Annotated in this window: 16 protein-coding genes and 1 tRNA gene; 3 read left to right on the top strand and 14 right to left on the bottom strand. The window is 35.3% G+C overall.

All coding sequences use genetic code 11. From position 1 onward, the window contains the following. Nucleotides 1–105: 105 nt before the first annotated feature. The 8 genes from BLS90_RS01260 to BLS90_RS01225 are packed head-to-tail and all read right to left on the bottom strand — an operon-like array spanning nucleotide 106 to nucleotide 11,555. Complete coding sequence (locus tag BLS90_RS01260; protein ID WP_091254127.1) at nucleotides 106–1,902, bottom strand: cytochrome c oxidase subunit I; 1,797 nt, start codon at nucleotides 1,900–1,902, stop codon at nucleotides 106–108. 29 nt (nucleotides 1,903–1,931) lie between these two features. Next, nucleotides 1,932–3,095 carry a cytochrome c oxidase subunit II gene (locus BLS90_RS01255; protein WP_091254124.1) on the bottom strand — a complete coding sequence of 388 codons (1,164 nt, stop codon included), beginning with the start codon at nucleotides 3,093–3,095 and terminating at the stop codon, nucleotides 1,932–1,934. Between the two features lie 19 nt (nucleotides 3,096–3,114). Then, nucleotides 3,115–4,590, bottom strand: a complete 1,476-nt coding sequence (locus tag BLS90_RS01250; RefSeq protein ID WP_091254120.1) for a cation-translocating P-type ATPase — start codon at nucleotides 4,588–4,590, stop codon at nucleotides 3,115–3,117. A 27-nt stretch (nucleotides 4,591–4,617) separates the two neighbouring features. Next, entirely contained in the window at nucleotides 4,618–5,166 is a 549-nt protein-coding gene (locus tag BLS90_RS01245) for a c-type cytochrome (RefSeq protein WP_091254116.1), read from the bottom strand. Nucleotides 5,167–5,174: 8 nt separating this feature from the next. Next, complete coding sequence (locus tag BLS90_RS01240; protein WP_091254113.1) at nucleotides 5,175–5,699, bottom strand: DUF3341 domain-containing protein; 525 nt, start codon at nucleotides 5,697–5,699, stop codon at nucleotides 5,175–5,177. Beyond that, nucleotides 5,692–7,095, bottom strand: coding sequence for an NrfD/PsrC family molybdoenzyme membrane anchor subunit (gene nrfD, locus BLS90_RS01235; RefSeq protein ID WP_066080449.1), 1,404 nt, complete (start codon nucleotides 7,093–7,095; stop codon nucleotides 5,692–5,694). The genes BLS90_RS01240 and nrfD overlap by 8 nt, the downstream gene beginning before the upstream one ends. A gap of 39 nt (nucleotides 7,096–7,134) precedes the next feature. Continuing rightward, complete coding sequence (locus BLS90_RS01230) at nucleotides 7,135–10,191, bottom strand: TAT-variant-translocated molybdopterin oxidoreductase (RefSeq protein ID WP_091254111.1); 3,057 nt, start codon at nucleotides 10,189–10,191, stop codon at nucleotides 7,135–7,137. A 29-nt stretch (nucleotides 10,192–10,220) separates the two neighbouring features. Beyond that, complete coding sequence (locus BLS90_RS01225) at nucleotides 10,221–11,555, bottom strand: c-type cytochrome (RefSeq protein WP_091254108.1); 1,335 nt, start codon at nucleotides 11,553–11,555, stop codon at nucleotides 10,221–10,223. Between the two features lie 215 nt (nucleotides 11,556–11,770). Between BLS90_RS01225 and BLS90_RS01220 the strand changes: the two genes are divergently transcribed. Beyond that, entirely contained in the window at nucleotides 11,771–12,160 is a 390-nt protein-coding gene (locus BLS90_RS01220) for a sporulation protein (protein WP_091254105.1), read from the top strand. 793 nt (nucleotides 12,161–12,953) lie between these two features. Here BLS90_RS01220 and BLS90_RS01215 read toward each other — a convergent pair. The 5 genes from BLS90_RS01215 to rimP all read right to left on the bottom strand — a co-directional run bounded on the left by BLS90_RS01215 (nucleotide 12,954) and on the right by rimP (nucleotide 18,467). After that, the gene (locus tag BLS90_RS01215) at nucleotides 12,954–13,346 is read right to left on the bottom strand and encodes an ankyrin repeat domain-containing protein (RefSeq protein ID WP_091254101.1); all 393 of its coding nucleotides are present in this window, start codon (nucleotides 13,344–13,346) and stop codon (nucleotides 12,954–12,956) included. Nucleotides 13,347–13,425: 79 nt separating this feature from the next. Then, entirely contained in the window at nucleotides 13,426–13,551 is a 126-nt protein-coding gene (locus BLS90_RS17215) for a hypothetical protein (protein WP_262488551.1), read from the bottom strand. Nucleotides 13,552–13,707: 156 nt separating this feature from the next. Beyond that, complete coding sequence (gene infB, locus BLS90_RS01205; protein WP_091254094.1) at nucleotides 13,708–16,623, bottom strand: translation initiation factor IF-2; 2,916 nt, start codon at nucleotides 16,621–16,623, stop codon at nucleotides 13,708–13,710. Nucleotides 16,624–16,735: 112 nt separating this feature from the next. After that, the gene (gene nusA, locus BLS90_RS01200) at nucleotides 16,736–17,989 is read right to left on the bottom strand and encodes a transcription termination factor NusA (RefSeq protein WP_066080468.1); all 1,254 of its coding nucleotides are present in this window, start codon (nucleotides 17,987–17,989) and stop codon (nucleotides 16,736–16,738) included. 13 nt (nucleotides 17,990–18,002) lie between these two features. Continuing rightward, complete coding sequence (rimP, locus tag BLS90_RS01195) at nucleotides 18,003–18,467, bottom strand: ribosome assembly cofactor RimP (RefSeq protein WP_175455409.1); 465 nt, start codon at nucleotides 18,465–18,467, stop codon at nucleotides 18,003–18,005. A gap of 176 nt (nucleotides 18,468–18,643) precedes the next feature. On the opposite strand from rimP, the gene BLS90_RS01190 reads away from it, so the two are divergent. Further along, nucleotides 18,644–19,468, top strand: a complete 825-nt coding sequence (locus BLS90_RS01190; protein WP_091254086.1) for a universal stress protein — start codon at nucleotides 18,644–18,646, stop codon at nucleotides 19,466–19,468. Nucleotides 19,469–19,586: 118 nt separating this feature from the next. On the opposite strand, the gene BLS90_RS01185 is transcribed toward BLS90_RS01190, so the two are convergent. Continuing rightward, nucleotides 19,587–19,657, bottom strand: a tRNA-Gln gene (locus BLS90_RS01185). A gap of 238 nt (nucleotides 19,658–19,895) precedes the next feature. Between BLS90_RS01185 and BLS90_RS01180 the strand changes: the two genes are divergently transcribed. After that, complete coding sequence (locus tag BLS90_RS01180) at nucleotides 19,896–23,207, top strand: glycosyltransferase family 117 protein (RefSeq protein WP_091254083.1); 3,312 nt, start codon at nucleotides 19,896–19,898, stop codon at nucleotides 23,205–23,207. The last annotated feature ends 157 nt before the right edge of the window (nucleotides 23,208–23,364 follow it).

The raw sequence follows: 23,364 nt of genomic DNA, 5'->3' as shown, positions 1-23,364 counted from the left end.
TGCTTTGAAAAAACAGTAAAATCTTGACAAGAAGGAAAAATTAAAAGTTATAAATTAAAAGACAAAAAAAAAGCCCTTACTTTCGTAAAGGCTTTTCCTATTATTTTAGTGATGTAAAACTTCTTCACCTTCTTTCATTGGCACATTCTGCGGTACAAAATCCACATCGTGAGATGGATTACTATAATCATAAGGCCAACGATATACCTCAGGAATTGCACCTGGCCAGTTACCATGAATGTGTTCTACAGGAGCAGTCCATTCTAAAGTATTTGATTTCCATGGGTTCATTACTGATTTTTTCCCGTAGAAAATACTAACAAAGAAATTATATAAAAAGACCAATTGAAAAGCTCCACCAATTAATGCAAAAGTCGTAATCAATACATTAACATTTTGTAAATCATCAAATAATGGAAAGTTAGTATTTGTATAATAACGTCTAGGCAAACCAGCTAATCCAATAAAGTGCATTGGAAAGAAAACACCATAAGCACAAATTGCAGTTACCCAAAAATGCACATAACCAAGATTCTTATTTAACATTCTTCCAAACATTCTTGGAAACCAATGATAGATACCAGCAAACATACCATAAAGAGCAGATATACCCATTACTAAGTGAAAGTGAGCTACAACGAAATAGGTATCATGGACATTAATATCAAGTGTACTATCTCCAAGAATAATTCCTGTCAAACCACCAGTAATAAATGTAGAAACTAAACCAATTGAAAATAACATAGCCGGATTCAACTGCAAGTTACCTTTCCAAAGTGTTGTGATGTAATTAAAAGCTTTAACAGCCGAAGGAATAGCAATCAACAATGTTGTAAATGTAAACACAGAACCTAAAAATGGATTCATTCCAGATACAAACATGTGGTGACCCCAAACAATAGTTGATAAAAACGCAATAGCCAAAATTGACATAATCATCGCTCGGTAACCAAAAATTGGTTTACGAGAATTTGTTGCTATAACCTCAGAAGTAATTCCCAATGCCGGAAGTAAAACAATATAAACTTCTGGATGCCCTAAGAACCAGAACAAGTGCTCAAACAATACAGGTGATCCACCTTGATAATGTAAAACTTCTCCAGCAATATAAATATCGGATAAGAAGAAAGAAGTACCAAAACTTCTATCGAAAATCAAAAGTAAAGCTGCAGATAAAAGAACTGGAAAAGAAACAATACCGATAATAGCAGTAACAAAGAAAGCCCAAATTGTAAGTGGCAATCTTGTCATAGACATTCCTTTAGTTCTTAAATTAATTACTGTAACTACATAGTTTAAAGATCCCATTAAGGAAGATGCGATAAAAATAGCCATAGAAACCAACCATAATGTCATTCCCATCCCAGAACCCGGAATCGCTTGTGGTAAAGCACTAAGCGGCGGGTAAATTGTCCATCCAGAAGATGCTGGACCAGCTTCTACAAAAAGAGATCCAATCATGATGACACTAGATAGAAAAAACAGCCAGTAGGAAATCATATTCATAAACCCAGACGCCATATCTCTAGCTCCAATCTGAAGCGGTATCAATAAATTACTAAAGGTTCCGCTGAGTGCCGCGGTTAATACAAAGAAAACCATTATCGTCCCGTGTATTGTGACCAATGCTAAATAAATATCGTTAGCCATCACTCCATTAGGAGCAAACTTATCTCCAAGTAAAATATTGAAAATTCTAAATGATTCTTCAGGCCATGCTAATTGCATTCTAAAAAGCATAGACATTCCTACTCCAATAATTCCCATAAATATACCGGTAATCAGATATTGTTTGGCAATCATCTTATGATCAATACTAAAAATATATTTAGTAATAAAAGTGTCTTTATGGTGGTGTTCGTGTTCGTGATCTATTGCGTGATCGTGACCTTCTGCTGACATATATGTTTACTTTAAATTTTCTTAATTAATTATTTAACAGGCATTACTGCAACAACTTTTACAGAATCACCTGCCTTTGTAGAATGAACTCCAGCTGCACCGTCTGTTGTAGCTGTTTCACTCGCTAAAGCGGCTTTGACTTCATTCACCACAGTAGCTTTATCTTTCAACCAAGCCTTATAATCTTCGGGAGTGTCTACTATAATCTTCATTTGCATGTTGTAATGAGAGGCACCACAAATTTTATTACAAAGAAGCAAGTAATCAAAAGTATAAGGATCCAAAGCAGTTTCACCCTTGGCAACAAGAGCAGCACTTTTTTTAGTTCTAATAGCATTAATGTTAGCTACTTTTTCAACCATGTATGGCAATTCTCTGTACTCGGCAGTAGTATATATTGGTTCAAAAGCAAATTGAGTCACCATTCCTGGAACACAATTCATTTGCGCTCTAAAATACGGCATATAAGCGGAATGTAAAACATCCTGAGAACGCATTTTAAAGAGAATTTTTTTACCCTTTGGAATATGAAGTTCCGTTACAACAATATCATCTTGAGCGTAAGGATCAGCTAAATCAACACCAACAGCATTGGCACCTTCAATATACCTAACATTTGCTTTTCCCAAAACATTATCATCCCCTGAATATCTTGCTTTCCAGTTAAATTGTTGTGCATACAATTCAATAACAACAGTATCTTCATCCTCATCAACAAACATAATATTTGTCCAAGCATACAAACCGTATAATATCAAACCTGCCAAAACAACAGCCGGGATAACGCTCCAGATTGCCTCTAACTTATTATTATCTGCAAAGTATAATGCTTTCTGATCCTTCTTTCCTCTGTATTTAAAGGCAAAGTAATGCAGCAAAACCTGAGTAATTGCTTGAACAATAAAAATAAGAGCCCAGGTAATGTTCATCAGGTTGTCCACTTCACCCCCATGGGCTGAAGCAGGAGTATGAAGAACAAGCGGACCCCATTTAAATAATCCGTAAATTGAGAAAATATAAATAAAAGCTAAAAAACCAAACATTAAATAACCTTGAACGTTATTATCAGCATCTGTAGCTACTTCCGAACTATCTGAATTAGAACCAACTTGCGTCAGATCGAATATTTTAGTCAATTGCCATAAAGCAACAGCTAATAAAACTAAAACTATAATTACCAACAAACTTGTCATCTGTTTTTTACTTTAAATATTAATAATGAAAATGTTTACTTTCTTCAATGAAAGGATTTCTTTTTGGCAACAAAGGTACTTTGGTTAATGCTGTAAAAACAACATAAATAAACAATCCAAGGAAGAAAAGTACAGAAGCAATTTCAGAAATTCCAATAAACCAACGGTCACCCACAGTTCCAGGCATAATCATATTAAAGAAATCAATATAATGACCTGCCAATATTACAACACCAGCCATAACTATAACCCATGTAATCCTTTTGAAATCTGTATTAATTAATATTAATAAAGGAAAAACAAAGTTCATGACCACAGCCCCAAAAAACGGAAGGTTGTACAATTCTATTCTAGTAATAAAATAAGTTACTTCTTCAGGAATGTTTGCATACCAGATCAGCATGTATTGCGAAAACCATAAATACGTCCAGAAAACACTGAAACCAAACATAAATTTCGCCAAATCATGAATATGACTTGTATTCACATGGTCCAAAACGCCTTTTGATTTCAAATATAAAGTAACTAAGGCTATCGTTGTAATTGCACTCACAAAGAAACTTGAGAATACATACCAACCAAACAAAGTACTAAACCAATGCGGATCAATAGACATAATCCAATCCCAAGACATTATAGATTCGGTTACGATAAAAAACACAAGAAACATCGCAGAAAGCTTAAAGTTCTTTTTGTAATTAAGATTATCATTTGCATCGTCTTGTGCCAAACAATTCTTTCTAGAATAATAACGGTATAAATTCCATCCAATCAAAAAGATTGCAGCTCTTATAATCCAGAAAGGAAAATTCAAATACCCTGATTTATTAGCAATCAGTTTATCTGTAGCCACTATTTCAGGATCCAACCATATAAAAAGGTGATTTAGATGAAAACCACATAGTAGTAGGAAAATGAAGAAGATAACAGATCCCACAGGCAAATAAGCCGTGATACCTTGCATAATTCTAAATAAAACCGGAGACCAACCTGCCTGTGCAACTTGTTGGATAGCATAAAATGCCAAAACACCAAGTGAAACTAACATAAAAAAGATACAAGCAACGTAAAAAGCAGCCCAAGGCTTATTTTGTAGTTGATGTAATACATGATTAAGGTGTTCTAAATGTTCCGCTTCTTCACTAACAACATGACCTTCTTTTTTGATGATTGTCTCGGCATGCGCCACTTCAGAATGAGCCTCTTTAGCCACCACAGTGGTGTCATCAGTAGCTGGCATTGTAGCAGCTGTATCCTCCACTTTTGTTTCAGTATTTACCTCATGATTAGCACTGGATGCATCATGTTTAGTCTCAGACGAACTTGAGGCTTCATGTTTTGCTTCACCATGACCACCATGACTTTCGGCCGCAAGAAGTTTTTCAACATCTTGAATATCTTTTGGTGCAGTTAAAAAACCATATCCAATCCCTAATAAACCTATGGCCATTAGAATGAATGAAAGAGTTTTTAATTTACTTGAAAATGTATACATATCTATAACGATCAGTTTGTTCAACAATTATAATTTTGCTCTTAATTCAACAACATAAGAAGCTACCAACCAACGCTCATGCTGGTCTAATTGATTGGAGTAAGCGCCCATGGAATTTATCCCATAAGTCATAACATGATAAATGCTACCTTCATTAATATCCCTATCTTTATAATTAGGAATACCCAATAATTTCCCTTGCGTTACTAATTTACCTTTACCGTTTCCTTCATTACCATGGCAAATTGCGCAATATATTTCGTAGAGCTCTTTAGATTTCGCGTGATCTTTTTCAGATATTGAATCTAGAGGAGATGCCGAATTTAGTTTGGCTAAATCATAACCTTCTGTAGAATTATCAAAACCATAAGGAACAAAGCCTCTTTTAATAGTTCCATCAACAGGTAGTTGACCCTCTTTACCATTTTTAAAAGCGGTCGATTCAGCATAAGTGTCGTACCCTATATGCTCATACATATTTGGGAAATATTGATAGTTAGGTGCCGTTGTATTATGGCACGAAGAAACTAAAATAGTTATCCCAAAAAGAAGTGTTATTTTATAAATACTTTTCATATCTCTAATTAATGCTTTTCTATTACTTTAACTTCTACAGCTCCGGTACCTTGGAAAAAAGAAATTAATTCTTCTTCATTATCATTTACCGCAACTTCCATTAAGAAATGGTCATCAGTAGTTCTTACATCAGGATTTTCAGCTTGCTTGAATGGCCATAATTTACTTCTCATGTAGAAAGTTATTACCATCAAATGCGCTGCAAAAAACACGGTCAACTCAAACATAATTGGAACAAAAGCTGGCATGTTTTCTATATAACTAAAACTTGGCTTCCCACCAATATCTTGTGGCCAATCTTGAATCATGATATAATTCATCATTGCCGTTGCAACCGAAATTCCAACACAACCATAAAGAAAAGCACAAATGGCTAATCTTGTAGGCGCAATTCCCATAGCTTTATCCAAACCGTGAACCGGGAATGGAGTAAAAACTTCCTCAATATGGTGATGAGCTGCTCTGGTTTTTTTAACCGCATCCATCAAAATATCATCGTCATTATAAATGGCGTATATTACTTTATTACTCATGGTGTGAATCTTTATTTGCTTCTCTTTCTCTTTTGTAATTATCTCCAGTACCTTTCAAAATTGTTTTTACCTCTGCTTGTGCGATAACTGGGAATGTTCTTGAATACAATAAGAACAGCACAAAGAAGAAACCGATTGTTCCGATAAAAATACCAATATCAACAAATGTTGGTGAAAACATAGTCCAAGATGATGGTAAATAATCTCTATGTAACGAAGTTACGATAATTACAAATCTTTCAAACCACATTCCAATATTTACAACGATCGAAATTATGAACGAAAACATGATACTTGTTCTTAATTTTTTAAACCACATGAATTGCGGTGAGAAAACATTACATGTCATCATTGACCAATAAGCCCACCAGTAAGGTCCAGTAGCTCTATTAAGAAAAGCATATTGTTCATATTCTACTCCAGAATACCAAGCAACAAACAATTCCGTAATGTAAGCAACACCTACTATAGAACCCGTAATCATGATTACAATGTTCATTAATTCTATATGTTGAACAGTAATGTAAGCCTCAAGATTAGAAACTTTTCTCATGATAATCAACAAAGTGTTCACCATTGCAAAACCAGAGAAAACCGCTCCAGCCACGAAATAAGGAGGAAATATTGTTGTATGCCATCCTGGTATTACAGAGGTAGCAAAATCCATCGATACAATCGTATGTACAGAAAGTACAAGAGGAGTAGCTAAACCAGCCAATACTAGAGAAACTTCTTCAAAACGTTGCCAATCTTTTGCTCTACCGCTCCAGCCAAAACTCAGTATTGAATATACTCTTTTGTTAAAAGGAGTTACAGCTCTATCGCGCAACATCGCAAAATCAGGTAACAAACCAGTCCACCAGAAAACTAATGATACCGAAAGATATGTAGAAATTGCAAATACATCCCAAAGCAATGGCGAGTTAAAGTTAACCCAAAGAGAACCAAACTGATTCGGTATAGGTAAAACCCAATACGCTAACCATGGACGACCCATGTGGATAATTGGAAACAAGCCTGCTTGAATAACGGAGAAAATTGTCATTGCTTCTGCAGAACGGTTAATCGCCATTCTCCAACGCTGACGGAAAAGCAATAGTACTGCAGAAATCAATGTTCCTGCGTGACCGATACCAACCCACCAAACGAAGTTCGTGATATCCCAAGCCCATCCAACAGTTTTATTTAATCCCCATGTTCCAATCCCTGTAGATACGGTGTAGATGATACAGCCTAATCCCCAAAGGAAGGCTATTAATGCAATTGAAAATACAATCCACCAATGTTTATTTGCTTTCCCTTCAACAGGCGCAGCTACATCTACAGTTACATCGTGATATGATTTATCACCTATAACTAAGGGTTTTCTAATGGTTGCTTCGTAGTGAGACGACATAATCCTTTATATTGATTCTTAATTAATTCTTTTTTTGTACTAGGTATTTCTAACTTTAACGTGATAAATCACATTTGGTTTTGTTCCAACATGCTCCAATAAGTGATACATTCTTTCATCAGCAGCTAATTTTGCAATTACTGCTTCTGTATCATTTACATCTCCAAATTTCATTGCTCCATTAGAACAAGCATTTGAACAAGCGGTTTGAAACTCCCCATCAACGACCGGTCTTCCTTCGTTTTTAGCCTTCAAAATAGTCGCTTGTGTCATTTGAATACACATTGAACATTTCTCCATAACTCCACGAGAACGAACATTGACATCTGGATTTAGTACCATACGTCCTAAATCATCATTCATATGATAATCGAATTCACTGTTTTTGTTATACAAGAACCAGTTAAAACGACGTACTTTATACGGACAGTTGTTAGCACAGTAACGAGTACCAACGCATCTGTTATAAGCCATGTGATTCTGACCTTGACGAGAGTGCGAAGTTGCAGCAACTGGACAAACTGTTTCACAAGGTGCGTGATTACAATGTTGACACATTACCGGTTGAAAAGAAACTTGTGGATTATCACCCGCTTTCTCCATTTCATTAAATGTAGATAGGGAACTAGACAAACCTGCAATATTTTCTTTTCTTTCATTATCACCTTCAAAAGTACTTTCAGAAGAATAATATCTATCAATACGCAACCAGTGCATATCACGACTTCTTCTTACTTCCGATTTTCCAACAACAGGAACGTTGTTCTCAGCATGACAAGCAATCACACAAGCACCACAACCTGTACAAGCATTTAGGTCAATAGAAAGATTAAAATGGTGACCCATCGAACGATCAAATGAATCCCATAAATCAACCTTCGTAGCTTCTACTTCTTTATGATCCAAAGAAACCATTGGTTGTTCATTCCAAACGTGGGCATCTTTTGTATTGAAAATTTCTAACGAAGTTTCTTTGATGATATCTCCTCGTCCCATTAATGTTTTCTGACCTTGAACACAAGCAAACTCATGTTCTCCTCCAGCTTTGACTAAAGTTACAGATTGTACAGTATTGAAACCTTTATATAGAGCGTAGGCATTTAAACCTACCATCATTTCTTCCTTCAAAGCCGCTTTGCGACCGTAACCTAATGCTAAACCAATAGTTCCAACAGCTTGGCCTGGTTGAACAATAACTGGAACATTTTCCAGTTTCAACCCATCCGCAGTAGTAATAGTAGCATAACTTCCATTTAAGCCTCCATTTGCTACAATTTCATTGGAAAGCTCATATTTCTTAGCGTCCGCGTTAGAAACAGTAACATAGTTATCCCAAGAAACTCTTGTAATTGGATCTGGAAATTCTTGTAACCAAGGGTTGTTCGCCTGTTGTCCGTCACCCAAACCAGTTTTAGTATACAAAACCAACTCTAGTCCTTGTACTGGTTTTGACTGAACAAGCGCGCTTGCGGCAGCACTATAATCTGCAGATCCTGCAGAAACAGCTGGTATAACTCCAACAAAAATTCCATCATGCAATACTTTATTCCAAGAAGAACCTGCATTTGCTGTTGCTGCATTACCCTTAATATAATCGTAAAATGTTCCTGAAAGACCATTTAAGGACAATAAGACATCTTGAAATTGTTTTGTATTAAAAAGCGGTCGTATAGTAGGCTGAGTGATTCCGTAAGTACCTTTTGTAAAACTTACATCATTCCATGATTCCAAATAATGCGGAACGGCAGCAGCTACTGTACTTAACAAAGCAGTTTCATCTTCTTTCAAAGAAAATGAAACCGATGTCTTCACCTTTTTTAGACCTTCAACGAAAGAAGCACTATCCGCGAGAGTATAAACAGGATTAACACCACTCATAATCAAAGTATGAACGCTTCCTGCTTTCATATCAGCTACTAATTGAGCAACTTTTGCATTTGATCCTTTTCTAATTTGTCTAACTCCTAAAGTACTAAAAGCTTCACTAGCTAATGCTTGGTTAATAGCCAAGACTAATAATTGAGCATTTTTATCATCAATACCAGATACCAAAACACCTTTTGAGCCAGCAGCCTTTAATTGTTGAGCTGCTTTTGTAACTTCTGATTTAAATTTATCTTCTAAACTTACAGTGAAGGCAGAACCCGTTACAACGTTGTATATGTGAACTAATGCTTGTTTTTGATTAGAAGTAGACATTGGCAGTCTTTTATCAGCAGCAGCACCAGATAGAGTCATATTTGCTTCTAACTGAAAATGGCGTGACATTTTACCTGCCTTAGGAACTCGTCCTTGCGTATAACTTGAGTCATACCCACCACCTTGCCAATCCCCAAGGAAATCAGCTCCAACAGAAACAATAAGAGACGCTTTTGAGAAATCGTAATCTACCAAAGCTCTTTCTCCATAAACCGTTTCAAATGCATCCAATGCTTCAGATGAGGACACTGCATCGTAAATTACATGTTTAGCATTTGGGTTTTTGCCTAGAAATTCAGCTATCAATTTTTCAGTTGATGGACTAGCAAGCGTATTTGTTAATAGCACAACCTGACCACCTTTTGCTGCAGCATCAGCTATACTAGATTTAATTTTAGAATCAACAACAGACCATGCAGCATTTTTACCTTCAACTTTTGGCTCTTTTAAACGCAGACTATCATACAAAGACAATATCGACGCATGAATTCTTGCATTAGCACTAAACTTAGCACCAGCCATGGTGTTATTGTCTATTTTAATAGGACGCCCTTCACGAGTTTTTATTAAAAGATTAGCAAAATCAAATCCATCAAAAACGGAAGTTGCATAATAATCCGCAACCCCAGGAATGATTTGCTCTGGCTGAAGCACATAAGGTATTGATTTGTTTACAGGACCTTCGCAAGCTGCAAGCGTAGCCGCAGCAGTACTAAAACCAACGTACTTTAAAAAATCACGACGTGATGTTGATGAAGAAGACAAAGAGTCACTATTTCCTAAAAATTCATCAGTAGGAATTTCTTCAACAAATTCGTTATTTTTAAGCGCCTCAACAATAGAACTATTTTTGTCTAGTTCTTCAACACTTTTCCAGTATTTTTTGTTTGATGACATATATAAATATTAAAATCTTAATAATTTGATTAATAATGGCATTTACCACATTCTAAACCTCCCATTTGGGCGGCAGTCAGTTTGTCTACCCCATATTTCTTAGAAAGCTGCTCATGAATTTTAGTGTAATATTCATTCCCTTCCATTTTAACTTCCGTTTTTCTATGGCAGTTTATACACCAACCCATTGTCAAAGGAGCAAATTGTTTTTGAATTTCATATTCTTGTACTGGACCATGACAAGTTTGACATTCAATACCGGCCACATTAACGTGCTGCGAGTGATTAAAGTAAACAAACGATGGCAAGTTGTGAATACGTATCCATTTCACAGGTTCTGTTTTTCCAGTATATTTTTGATTAGTTGCATCCCATCCAACAGCCTTGTATAACTTTTGAATTTCCGCATCATAAAAAGCTTTAGAATATTCTGGCGTAGCCGTTGTATCTGAAACTTCTCCAATACTTTTATGGCAATTCATACAAACATTCAAGGAAGGAATTCCAGAATGCTTGCTTACTCTAGCGGACGAGTGACAGTATTTACAACTGATTCCATTACTTCCGGCATGTATTCTGTGCGAATAATGTATCGGCTGTATTGGAGCATAATCCTGATCAACTCCTATTTGCATTAAAAAACCATAAACAAAATAAGCACTAGCCAGCAATAAAAATACCGCACTAACTAACACCAAAAATTGATTTCTAGCAAAAGCTTTCCATATAGGTGTTGTTGGAGTTTTCGGAGCTACCTCAATACCATTCGCTTTAGCAACTTTGGATAAAACTTTGTTTACTAAAAACAACATTACTACCAAAATAAGCATCACGAGTGACAAGGCTCCTAATATAATGTTGTTTGAAACACCACTATCAGACGAAGCAGTTCCAGGAACAGCTTCTGTTGCAGTTGCAGCCGCAGGAGCTTCAGCCTTTGGTTCTGAAGTATAAGCAATAATATTGTCTATATCCCCATCCGTAAGTTGAGGAAAAGCTGACATTACTGCCTTATTGTTTTCCTCATACACTTTTACAGCTTGCGCATCCCCAGACTTAATTAGCTCAGAGCTGTTACGAACCCATTTATGAAGCCATGAAGCATCATATTTAGCCGCAATACCTCTAAGCATCGGACCAGTTGCTTTTGCATCTAGTTTGTGACAAGCAGCACAGTTTGCACTAAAAAGCTCTTTACCCTTAACAGGGTCAGCACCTTGTGAAGGAGCTGCAGCATCTGGAGCTGCGGCGTCAACCGCAGGAATAGCTTCTTGAGCAAATGAAGTAAAGGAAATAGATAGCATCAAAGCTATGCTAAAAAATAATTTCCTTGAGATCGAATTATGGTTACCCACCTTTTTCATATAGTATAATGATTATCTACTAAAAATTGGCACAGTTTTTTCTAAGTGATTTATAAAAACTGATCCTTTATTTTAAAACTTGCACAAAAATACGACTTAAGAACTATTCTCAAAACCTTAAAATAGTCTTAATTTCAATTTATATCTATTCTAAATAACATTTGATCTTGAGTATCGTTTCTTAAATATTACTTTTGTGCAAAAACAATCACATTATGAGAATTTTAGCCCTACGAAAAGCCTTTTTCATCTCCCTCACATTCTGCATTTCCTATCTGAACACCAATGCACAAGATGGAAATATAACTGTAAAACAAGACTCTAAATTTGAACAATTTTTAAATGAAAAGAGAAAAACTAATATTTCGAATGCTATAAATGAACGCTATAAAATTCAAATATTCAGCGGAGAAAGTGAAAAAGCAAAAAGCACATTGAATGCCTTTAGACAAGAATTTAGAGAAATAGAAGGTACCATCTTTTTCTTTACACCCAACTATAAAGTCTGGGTAGGAAATTTTAAAACAAGAATTGACGCCGAAAGAAATCTTATAGAAATTCGAAAAAGTTATCCTAATGTGCATTTGATAAGACCTAATAAGTAAAATTAACCTTCTTTAAATTAAAACAAGAAACCACTCAAATAGAGTGGTTTCTTGTTTTAAAATGCTTTGTCTTCCTAATGTTATCGGCCACAATTAGGACGTTTAAAGCAGCCTTTTTGCGGTTAATCACACATGAGCCAATATGAGACTAAATAACCCAGTAAACGCTTTATCATAATACATTTACAAAACGTGACAACACCTTTAAAAACAACCTACTCGATAAAATAAAACCAATTCAAATTGAAAAGGTTTCCCGTTTTAATTTGTTTATAATGCCTTTGTTTGTGGGTACAGTTTGCAAAACTACGCTAACAGCTACATCTTGAACATATCAAGGACGTCGGAGTTTTAAAACCAGCACTGAAGTCGAAAAAAATATAGCCAACGTTAGGAATAGAAACAAAAATACCCTTCTGATATAGCCGAGCAGATAACTTTCAGTTTAAAATTTAAGCAGAAACAAAAAAGCAACTCAAATTTAGCTGCTTTTTTGTTTGTCGACATTTTAGTTGCTATTGTTTCAGGACATGAGATGCGCTAGCGTTTATGAGATAATTATATAATATCCGAGCCATTCGGGTTAATATCTCTTCAGGTATTTTTGCCAATTGTCAGGTTACATATTTTTCATTTGTTCTATAGTTCCTTCAGGAATAGGCTCTTTATAATAATCTAATCCTTTCGATTTTAAAAATGTAATAACCTCCATTTTTTTCTTGTATTGTTCCGAGTCTAAATCAAATATAGAACATCTTAATAAATATAAAAAAGAAACATCTTCTCTTCCTACTCATACAAAAAGTGTTATAGGCACCTTATAATGAGCTCCGTTTTCTAAAAGATACATCACCACATCCATTTGTTCTAGTATTAAAGCTTCAGATAAAGCAGTTTGAACAATTCCCATTTTAGTATAATTGATATCAGCTCCCGCCTCAACTAATAGTTTTACAATTTCAAGATTGTTTTTTTCCATTACAGAAGGCAAAACAGCTTTAGTTAATGCAGAATTCCTTCCCGAATTGATTCTCTTTTTTGGATCAGAAAATACATTTTCGATTGAATTTGGAGCTCCTTCATAGGCTAATAGCAGTTTTAAGTATTTTGGATCAGCATTGCCTGCAGCAACTATCAGAGATTTTCCTCCTTTAAACGTATCGTGCTGATTAGGTTTTGCTACCAATTCTACTAGTGTTTTTTACTGAAGCATACTCACTATTAAATATAGCCAGCATTAACAATGTCTTACCAAACCGAGAATATTAATAATCTACCGAGACCTTTTTTTGAAGTACTTCTTCCTTTATTTTTTTGATATCCCCAGCTTCGACTGCTTTGGCAAGTGTCCAAGCAGGAGTGCTTTGAAACAATCTGTAATCGTTGCCCATTAATTTACTTTCATCAACTGGTTTTTCCTGATTGTAACAACTGGCAAGACAAAACAAAATACTAATAAAAATTATTTTTTTCTTAATATAATTAAATGTTCAACTAAATAAAAAAAATCCCGATTACTCGGGATTTCTCATAAATATTTTAAAATTCTATTTCAATTTCTTCTTAACAGCTACTTCATGGTACGATTCAATAACATCTCTTTCTTCGATGTCGTTGTATCCTTTTACTTGAATACCACAATCATATCCTTTAGCTACTTCTTTTACATCATCTTTGAAACGTTTCAATGCTAATAGTTCTCCTGTAAAGACAACCACACCTTCTCTAATGATTCTCATCTTAGCACTTCTGACAATTTTACCGTCCATTACCATACAACCAGCAATTGAACCAACTTTAGAAATTTTGAAGATCTCTCTAATCTCTGCTGTACCTAAAATCTCTTCTTTCATTTCAGGAGCTAACATTCCTTCCATTGCATCTTTTAAGTCATCAATAGCAGCATAAATAATAGAGTAGTAACGGATATCAATTTCTTCTTTATCAGCTAACTGCCTTGCATTTCCAGCAGGACGAACATTAAATCCGATGATAATGGCATCTGATGCAGAAGCCAACATTACGTCAGTTTCAGTAATTGCTCCAACCCCTTTATGGATAATATTGATTTGAATTTCTTCGGTAGATAATTTAGAGAACGAATCAGATAATGCTTCAACAGAACCATCCACATCTCCTTTAAGGATAATGTTTAATTCTTTAAACTGACCCAATGCAATTCTACGTCCAATTTCATCCAATGTAATATGACGCTGTGTACGTACGGATTGTTCACGCATTAATTGAGAACGTTTAGAGGCAATTTGTTTCGCTTCTTTTTCGTCTTCAAAAATATTGAATTTATCACCCGCAGTTGCTGCTCCATCAAGACCAAGAACTGAAACCGGAGTCGAAGGACCCGCTACAGTTACTATGTTCCCTCTTTCATCATGCATGGCTTTAATTTTACCATGATGCTTACCAGCCAACATATAATCTCCAATTTTCAACGTTCCGTTTTGAACTAAAATCGTAGAAACATATCCTTTTCCTTTGTCCAAGAATGCCTCAACAACAGTTCCTTGTGCCGCTTTATTTGGATTTGCTTTCAAATCTAAAAGTTCTGCTTCTAACAATACTTTTTCTAATAATTCCTTCACACCTGTTCCCACTTTCGCAGAAATATCATGTGATTGAATTTTTCCACCCCAATCTTCAACCAATAAATTCATACCTGCTAATCTTTCTTTTACTTTTTCAGGATTAGCGTTTGGCTTATCAATTTTATTGATAGCAAATATGATAGGAACACCAGCTGCTTGAGCATGGCTAATTGCTTCTTTGGTTTGCGGCATGATGTCATCATCAGCAGCAATCACAATAATAGCAATATCGGTAACTTGAGCACCACGAGCACGCATCGCAGTAAATGCCTCGTGACCTGGTGTATCTAAGAATGCAATTTTTTGTCCGTTATCCAAAGTTACTCCGTAGGCACCAATATGTTGTGTAATTCCTCCAGACTCCCCAGCGATTACGTTTTCTTTACGAATGTAATCCAGCAACGATGTTTTACCGTGATCGACGTGACCCATTACCGTCACAATTGGCGCTCTGAAAACTAAATCTTCTTCTCTGTCCTCAACAACTTGAATCGCTTCTTCGATGTCAACAGTAATAAATTCAACTTCATAACCAAATTCATCTGCAACGATAGTCAAGGTTTCTGCGTCAAGACGTTGGTTCATGGTTACCATGATTCCAAGTGACATACACGTACCGATCACTTTCGTGATAGGCACATCCATCATGATTGCAATTTCACCTACCGTAACAAACTCAGTAACCTTAATGGTTTTACTTCCTTCGTCAATAGCTCTTTGCTCATCATCAGATTTCTGACGGTGCGTATCTCTCTTATCTCTTCTGTATTTAGCCGCTTTAGATTTACCACCTTTACCTTGTAGTTTCTCTAAAGTCTCTCTAATTTGATTTTTAACTTCTTCTTCAGTAGGTTCTACTTTTGCAACAATAGCAGGTCTGTTTCCTTTTACAAAACCAGGTCTTGAACTTCTGTTCGCATTAAATCCACCGCCACCTACATTAGGCGTAATCTTGTTAGGATTTGGTGCACCAGGAACTCCTGGTATTGCGGGCGGTCTTGGCGCACCTGGTTTAGGAGCAATCCTTTTGCGCTTATTTTTATTTGCATTGGCTGCAGCCGAACCTGGAGCACCCGGTTTATTCGGAGTGATTTTTGGTTCTTCTTTTTTCTTTTTCGGCTTATTGAACTGAGATAAATCAATTATCTGACCTGTTAAAGTAGTTCCCGATAGTTTTTGATATTGCGTAGTGATGGTTTCATCAACAGGAGCTTCATCTGCTTTCGCAGGCTCAGTTTTCGCAACCACTTTTGGTTCAGCAGCAACTTCTTCTTTTGGAGCCTCTGCTTTAACTTCTTTTATTCCAACAATAGGTTTTACCTCTTTTTTGTCTGAAACAATTTTTTCTTCCAAAGCCTTTTCTTGCAACGGTTGTTCTGGAGTTACTTTTTCTGGAGCCACTTCTTTTACAACTGGTTTTACTTCCTGTGCCTTAGCAACTGGAGTTTCAACTTTGTCAACTGCTTTTGTAGGCGAAATAATGGAGGGTTTCTTTGGATTCAGGTCAATTTTACCCACTTGAACAGGTCCTGCTATAACTGCTCGCGCTTTTATAACCTCCTGTTGTTTTAGACGATCCTCCTCAATTTTGCGTTTGTCTTCAATTTCTTTCTCTCGTTCTAAACGCAAAGCCTCTTTTTCTTTCCTTTTCTCTTCTCCTACTTCTTTAGAAGCTTCTTTATTCCCTTTGTCACCTGCAAACTGACCGCACAAGACCTTGTACACATCATCAGAAATCTTTGTGTTTGGATTTGCCTCAATAGCAATTCCTTTATCTTTTAGATAATCCACAGCTCTTTCCAAAGAAATATTCAATTCCCTTAAAACTTTGTTTATTCTAATAATTCTCTCTTCAGACATACAACCTTTTTATTATTACCTTTTTTGTTATTCCTCACTCTACTCCCGCCTCGGTACCTACCGAGTAAGAATTAATTGTAAAGTGGCATGTTTATCGTTGAAGAAATAGTGACTAACTGTCAAATTCCTCTTTCAATATTCTCATTACATCTAAAATCGTTTCCTCTTCTAGGTCTGTTCTGCGTACTAAATCTTCGACATCTTGTTTTAAAATACTTTTTGCAGTATCTAAACCAATTTTTGCAAACTCTTCAATAACCCAGTCTTCAATTTCATCTGAAAACTCTGTTAATTCAACATCATCCTCATCAGCAGTTGCACCAGCAACATCGCCTTCGCGAATAACATCTAACTCATAGCCAGTCAACAAACCCGCTAATTTAATATTATGTCCACCACGACCAATTGCTTTTGAAACTTCTTCAAGCTTCAAGAAAACCTCTGCTCTTTTTGTCTCTTCATTAATTTTAATAGATGACACTTTAGCTGGACTTAAAGCTCTAGTAATAAACAATTGAATGTTACTAGTATAATTAATTACATCGATATTTTCATTCCCTAATTCACGAACAATTCCGTGAATACGAGACCCTTTCATACCTACACAAGCTCCTACTGGATCAATTCTATCATCGTAAGAATCAACGGCTACTTTAGCTTTTTCACCTGGGATTCTCACTACTTTCTTAACCATAATTAAACCGTCAAAAACTTCAGGAATTTCTTGTTCAAACAATTTCTCTAAAAACTTCTCCGAAGTTCTAGACATGATGATTTGAGGTTTATTTCCTTTTAATTCAACGCTTTCAATTATTCCTCTAACATTATCTCCCTTGCGGAAAAAATCAGAAGGAATTTGTTTTTCTTTTGGCAAAATGATTTCGTTTCCTTCATCATCAACCAAAATTACAACTCTAGGACGCACATGGTGTACTTCAGCAGTATATATATCGCCAATTAAATCTTTAAACTGTTTGTAAAGATTTGTATTGTCATGCTCATGAATTTTTGAAATTAAATTTTGGCGTAGCGCTAAAATTGCTCTTCTTCCTAAGTCAATTAACTTCACTTCTTCAGAAACTTCTTCACCAATTTCAAAATCAGGCTCGATTTTTCTAGCTTCAGTTAAAGTAATTTCAAGGTGATCAAAATCCAAATCTTCATCAGAAACAATCACTCTTCTTTGCCATATTTCCATATCTCCCTTATCAGGATTTATAATAATATCGAAATTATCATCTGAACCGTATTTTTTTTTCAATGCATTTCTAAATACATCTTCTAAAATTGCCATAAGCGTTACACGATCAATAAGTTTATCATCTTTAAACTCTGAGAATGAATCGATTAATGCTAAATTTTCCATGCGAATTCTTTAATTAAAATGTTACTGTAACAATTGCTTCTTTTATATCTTCATAAGGCAACTTAAGTTCTTTTTGAACTGTTTCTTTACCTTTCCCTACCTTTTTAGGTTCTCTTGCTTCCCAAGACAAAACTACAAAATCATCACTAGCTTCTACTAATTCTGCCTCAATTATTTCTGTCCCAGTTTTTACAATCAAAGTTCTCCCGACATTTTTCTTGTATTGCCTTACTAATTTCAATGGCGACCCAACCCCTACCGAAGCTACTTCTAAGGAATAATCTTGTTCTTCCCGATCCAAGTCATTGTCTATAAAACGACTTACATCTATACAATCCTGAAGCGCTACTCCATTATCACCATCTACAGTCACAATAACCTTGAAAGCATCAGTGATAACAAGGTCTATCAAAAAAATTGATGGCTTTTCTAGAAGGCATTCTGCCAATAACGTATTTACTTTTTCTTTAAATGTCATATTTTTATAAAAAGAGGGGACATTTAGTCCCCTCATTATCTAGATTTTAATAAATAACGGTGCAAATATAGTGTTTTTTTTTATAAACTAAAATAATCACTTGGTGTAAAATAATTTCTTACCTTTAAAAGTCAATTAAAACAACCGTTTTTACCATAATTTAACACTTTCTTATTATGAAACGTATTTTAGTTCCCACCGATTTTTCTGAACATGCCGAAAAAGCTTTAAAAGCAGCAGCATTGATTGCAAAAAAAACTAAATGCGAACTATTTATCTTGCATTTATTAGAAATACCGAATCAGATGAACGAAGCAATAACAGGAGGCAACGGCAGTCTTGAAGAAACGCTGTTTTTAAAAAAAGCCAATGAGAAAATACAAAAAACTAAAGAGCAACCTTACTTAACTGGAATTTCTGTACACGCTTCCGTTCAATATGAAAGAGCTTTTAGTGGCATTTTAGCCTTTAATAAAAAAAATAAAATTGATCTCATCGTAATGGGATCTCATGGAACCTCTGGCATTGAAGAGCTTTTGCTTGGCTCCAATACCGAAAAAGTGGTGCGCCTCTCTGAAATACCAGTTTTAGTCATCAAAAAAGAGATAGGCGAATTAAAATTCAAAAACATGGTATTCGCCTCTGATTTTTCACCAGAAACAAAAAAACCTTTTGCCAAAATGCGAGATTTTGCCGCAATTTTTGAGGCAAATCTATTTTTAGTTTTTATCTGCACCCCAAACAGCTTTAAGACTACTCTTGACGCGGAAAAAACAATGAACAAGTTCATCAAGAACTACGACATTCAAAACTACTCTTTACACATTTTTAATGATACTACTATCGAAAACGGAATTGTCAATTTTTCAAAAACTATCGATGCTGATTTAATAGGACTTTGCACCCACGGTAGAACTGGATTAGCTCATTTCTTCACTGGAAGCATCAGCGAAGACGTAGTCAATCATTTTACAAAACCCATCATCACCTTCAAAATCTGACTCCTGATTAACTTCAATCTTGTAAATCGCATTTATAATTTAAAGAAATAAAAATTCAATAAGAATTTCTTAAATGTATTCCATAAAAAAAAGCCCCTCAAAATTGAGGGGCTTTCTGTTGGTCTACAAGGACTCGAACCTTGAACGACTGCACCAAAAACAGTTGTGTTACCATTACACCATAGACCAGCATTGCTGCTAAGCGAGTGCAAATTTAAAATAATATTTAGTTTGTACAAACTTTTTTAGCCTTTTTATCAAAAAAAATTTGCCTTAATTTGAATTTAGAACTAGAATATGATTAAAAAACCTCACAATCAACATGTTATTAAATTGCAATACTTTTCCAGAAAATAATGTTAATGCTACTATGGTTAAACAAAAAAACATTTTCTTTGTAACTTACAATTAAATTAAATTTTAGTACATGGATAAAGCAGCATTCAATTTCAATAAATGGAATACCATCATTGGTTGGCTTACATTTGGAATCGCATTATTAACCTACACTTTGACTGTTGAACCTACCATGAGTTTTTGGGATTGTGGTGAATACATTGCTACTGCAGCAAAATTAGAAGTTGGACACCCACCGGGAGCTCCATTATATCAAATGATTGGTGCTTTTTTCGCCATGTTTGCTGCTGATGATACTAAAATTGCCTTAATGGTCAATATGATGTCCGTATTCTCCAGTGCATTTACCATTTTATTTTTGTTTTGGTCCTCATCCATGGTGCTAAAAAAATTAGTTTCTCGATTTTCAGACTCAAATCTAAAAGAGGAACCGCTTAAGCAACTAAATAAAAGTAATGAAATTGTAATATTAGGAAGTTCATTTGTTGGCGCTTTAGCTTATACATTCTCTGATAGTTTTTGGTTTAACGCTGTGGAGGCCGAAGTTTACGCGATGGCTTCTTTATTTATTGCGTTGCTATTTTGGCTGGGTTTACGCTGGGAACAAGACATGGATAAACCAAGAGGAAACAAATGGTTACTAATCATTTCTCTTGTTGTTGGTCTTTCCTTTGGAGTTCACTTCATGGCATTACTAACAATTCCTGCCATAGGCTTTCTTTATTTTTTCAAAAATTATAAAGTTGTTACTCTTAAAAGTTTCCTCATTGCCAATGTAGTGGTAATAGCTATTTTACTTTTTATTTTCAAATTGCTCCTTCCAATGACCATGGGATTCTTTGGTAAAACCGAAGTCTTTATGGTGAATAGTCTAGGATTACCATTTGATTCAGGAACTCTATTTGTTACTGTTTTGCTGGTAGCCTTGTTTTATTTTGGATTAAAATACACCAACAACAAAGGTCTTGCAACTGCCAACACCTTAATTCTATGCATCCTTTTTATCCTAATTGGTTTTTCTACATGGACGATGTTACCGATTCGCGCTAACGCCAATACTGTGATCAACGAAAATAAACCTTCTGATGCTCGTGAAGTTCTTGCCTACTACAATAGAGAACAATACGGAGTCAATCCATTGTTTTACGGCCCTCAATATACCGAAGGATTTGCTGGTTTAGACAAAAACAATCCCTATCTGGACAAAGCACCCAACTACGAAAGAGATTATAAGACCAACACCTACGTTATTGTAAATAATTTCAAAAATGCAGATCAAAATACAGATGATAACCACAAAACGATATTACCAAGAATGTGGAGTGGTGACCATATTGAAAATTATATGAATTTTACAAATCCTCCTGAATTTAGGTTAAACCCTAATTATGCTTATGAGGATGATTTAGCTAAATACGGCATTGATCCAAGTCAACTAAGCGAGGAAGATTATAATAAGGCTATTGCACAACTGAAAAACGAAACACAGAAAACCATAAATGAATTCAGACAAGCCTACGCACAAAAACAAATTGATAATGAAGGGTATATTAAGTTCCTAAAAAGCTATGGTGATTATCTTATCGTTGAGAAACCTGCAACCGTGGACAATCTAGGTTTTATGGTTGAATACCAGTTTGGGTATATGTACTGGAGGTATTTAATGTGGAACTTTGTTGGTCGTCAAAATGATATTCAAGGAAGATACGATTACCTCGATGGCAACTGGCTTAGTGGGATATCGTTTATAGATGAATTGCATTTAGGAAGCCAAGAGAACCTACCTTCGGATGTGTTGAATAATAAAGGCCGAAATGTCTATTTCTTCCTGCCATTTATTCTTGGTCTAATTGGTTTAATGTACCATGCAAATAAAGATCTTAAAAGCTTTTATGTACTCCTTGCTTTATTTCTATTTACTGGAATAGCATTGAAAATCTACTTAAATGAAAGACCATTTGAGCCTCGAGAAAGAGATTATGCTTTAGTGGGTTCTTTTTACGTATTTGCAATTTGGATAGGTTTTGGGGTTTACGCCTTATATGAAAGTGCGCAAAAATATTTAGCCCCAAAAATTGCTGGCCCAATAGTTATCTGCGCCAGTTTACTAGCTGCTCCGGTACTTATGGCGTCTCAAAACTGGGATGACCACGATCGTTCTGGAAAATACACTGCTGTAGCGATGGCAAAAGCATACCTTACCTCCTGCGACCCTAATGCAATTTTGTTTACTATTGGTGATAACGATACTTTTCCGCTTTGGTACGCTCAAGAAATTGAAAAAGTAAGAACGGACGTCAAAATTGTGAATACTCAATTATTCATGACGGATTGGTATATCGATCAAATGAAAACCAAAACATACGAGTCAGATCCATTGCCTATTTCATTTACTCACGATCAATATGTAGGTGACAAACTGGACTATGTAGCCCACATTCCTAAAATTGAAAGTCGTTGGGATATAAAAGATTTCATGAGTTTCATAAAAAACCCTAAATCTACTGTTGAAATGCAAAACGGTCAAACCATTCATTTTTATCCTACGAATAAAATCAGAATTCCAGTTGACAAAGACATTATCATCAAAAACAAAGTTGTTTCCCCTAAATACAATGACTCTATAGTTCCATACATTGACTTGGACATTAAAGGCAATGCCTTATATAAAAATAGATTAATGATGCTAGATATCGTTGCCAACAACAATTGGAAACGCCCTATTTACTTTAGTGGAGGTGCATTTGATAATGAAGATTATATCTGGATGAAAGAATACTTGCAATTAGAAGGTATGGTTTATAAATTAGTTCCAATAAGAACCATCATCCCTAAAGATGGAGGTCCGCTTGAAATGGGACAAATTGATGCCGATAAAATGTATGCCAAAGTAATGAAATGGGATTGGGGAAATAGCGAAAGCCCAACCATTTATCATGATCCAGAGACTCGAAGAAACAGTATAACCTACCGAACCAATCTCTCAAGATTAATGAATCAGCTAATTCTTGAAGGACAAAAAGATAAGGCTAAAAACATTATCGATTTGGCTATGACAAAAATGCCAGTGGAATATTTTGAATATTATTCCTTAGTAGAACCTTTCGCTGGTGGATATTACAAAATTGGCGAAAAAGTAAAAGCACAGCAATTGCTAACAAAACTAGTGGGTAAGTACCAAGAAAACCTCAACTATTACGGCAACCTTAAATCTTCTGAACAAAACAGTATTGCAACTCCTATTATTATCGACATTGAGCGCTACCGAAGTCTCTTGCAGGTGATGAAAGAGAACGGCGACCTGGATTTCTACAATACAAACAGAATCACGTTCAACACCTACATTAAAATGTTTGAACGTTTTGGCCGTGAAAAAGAATAATTTTAAGTAGAAAGTAAGACGAGGAGTTGCTAATAAATTTATTGTGTCATAAATTTATTAGCAACTCCTCGTGTCTTTTTAAAAATTAAGGAAGAAATAATTTGTAAAAAACAGATTACTTCTTAGTTTCGATTAAATAAAAACCAGCATTATATTT

The sequence above is a fragment of the Flavobacterium omnivorum genome, assembly GCF_900099915.1.
Taxonomy (GTDB): Bacteria; Bacteroidota; Bacteroidia; order Flavobacteriales; family Flavobacteriaceae; genus Flavobacterium; species Flavobacterium omnivorum.
Note: the sequence above shows the minus strand (reverse complement) of the source record. Positions and strands in the feature narration are given on the sequence as shown.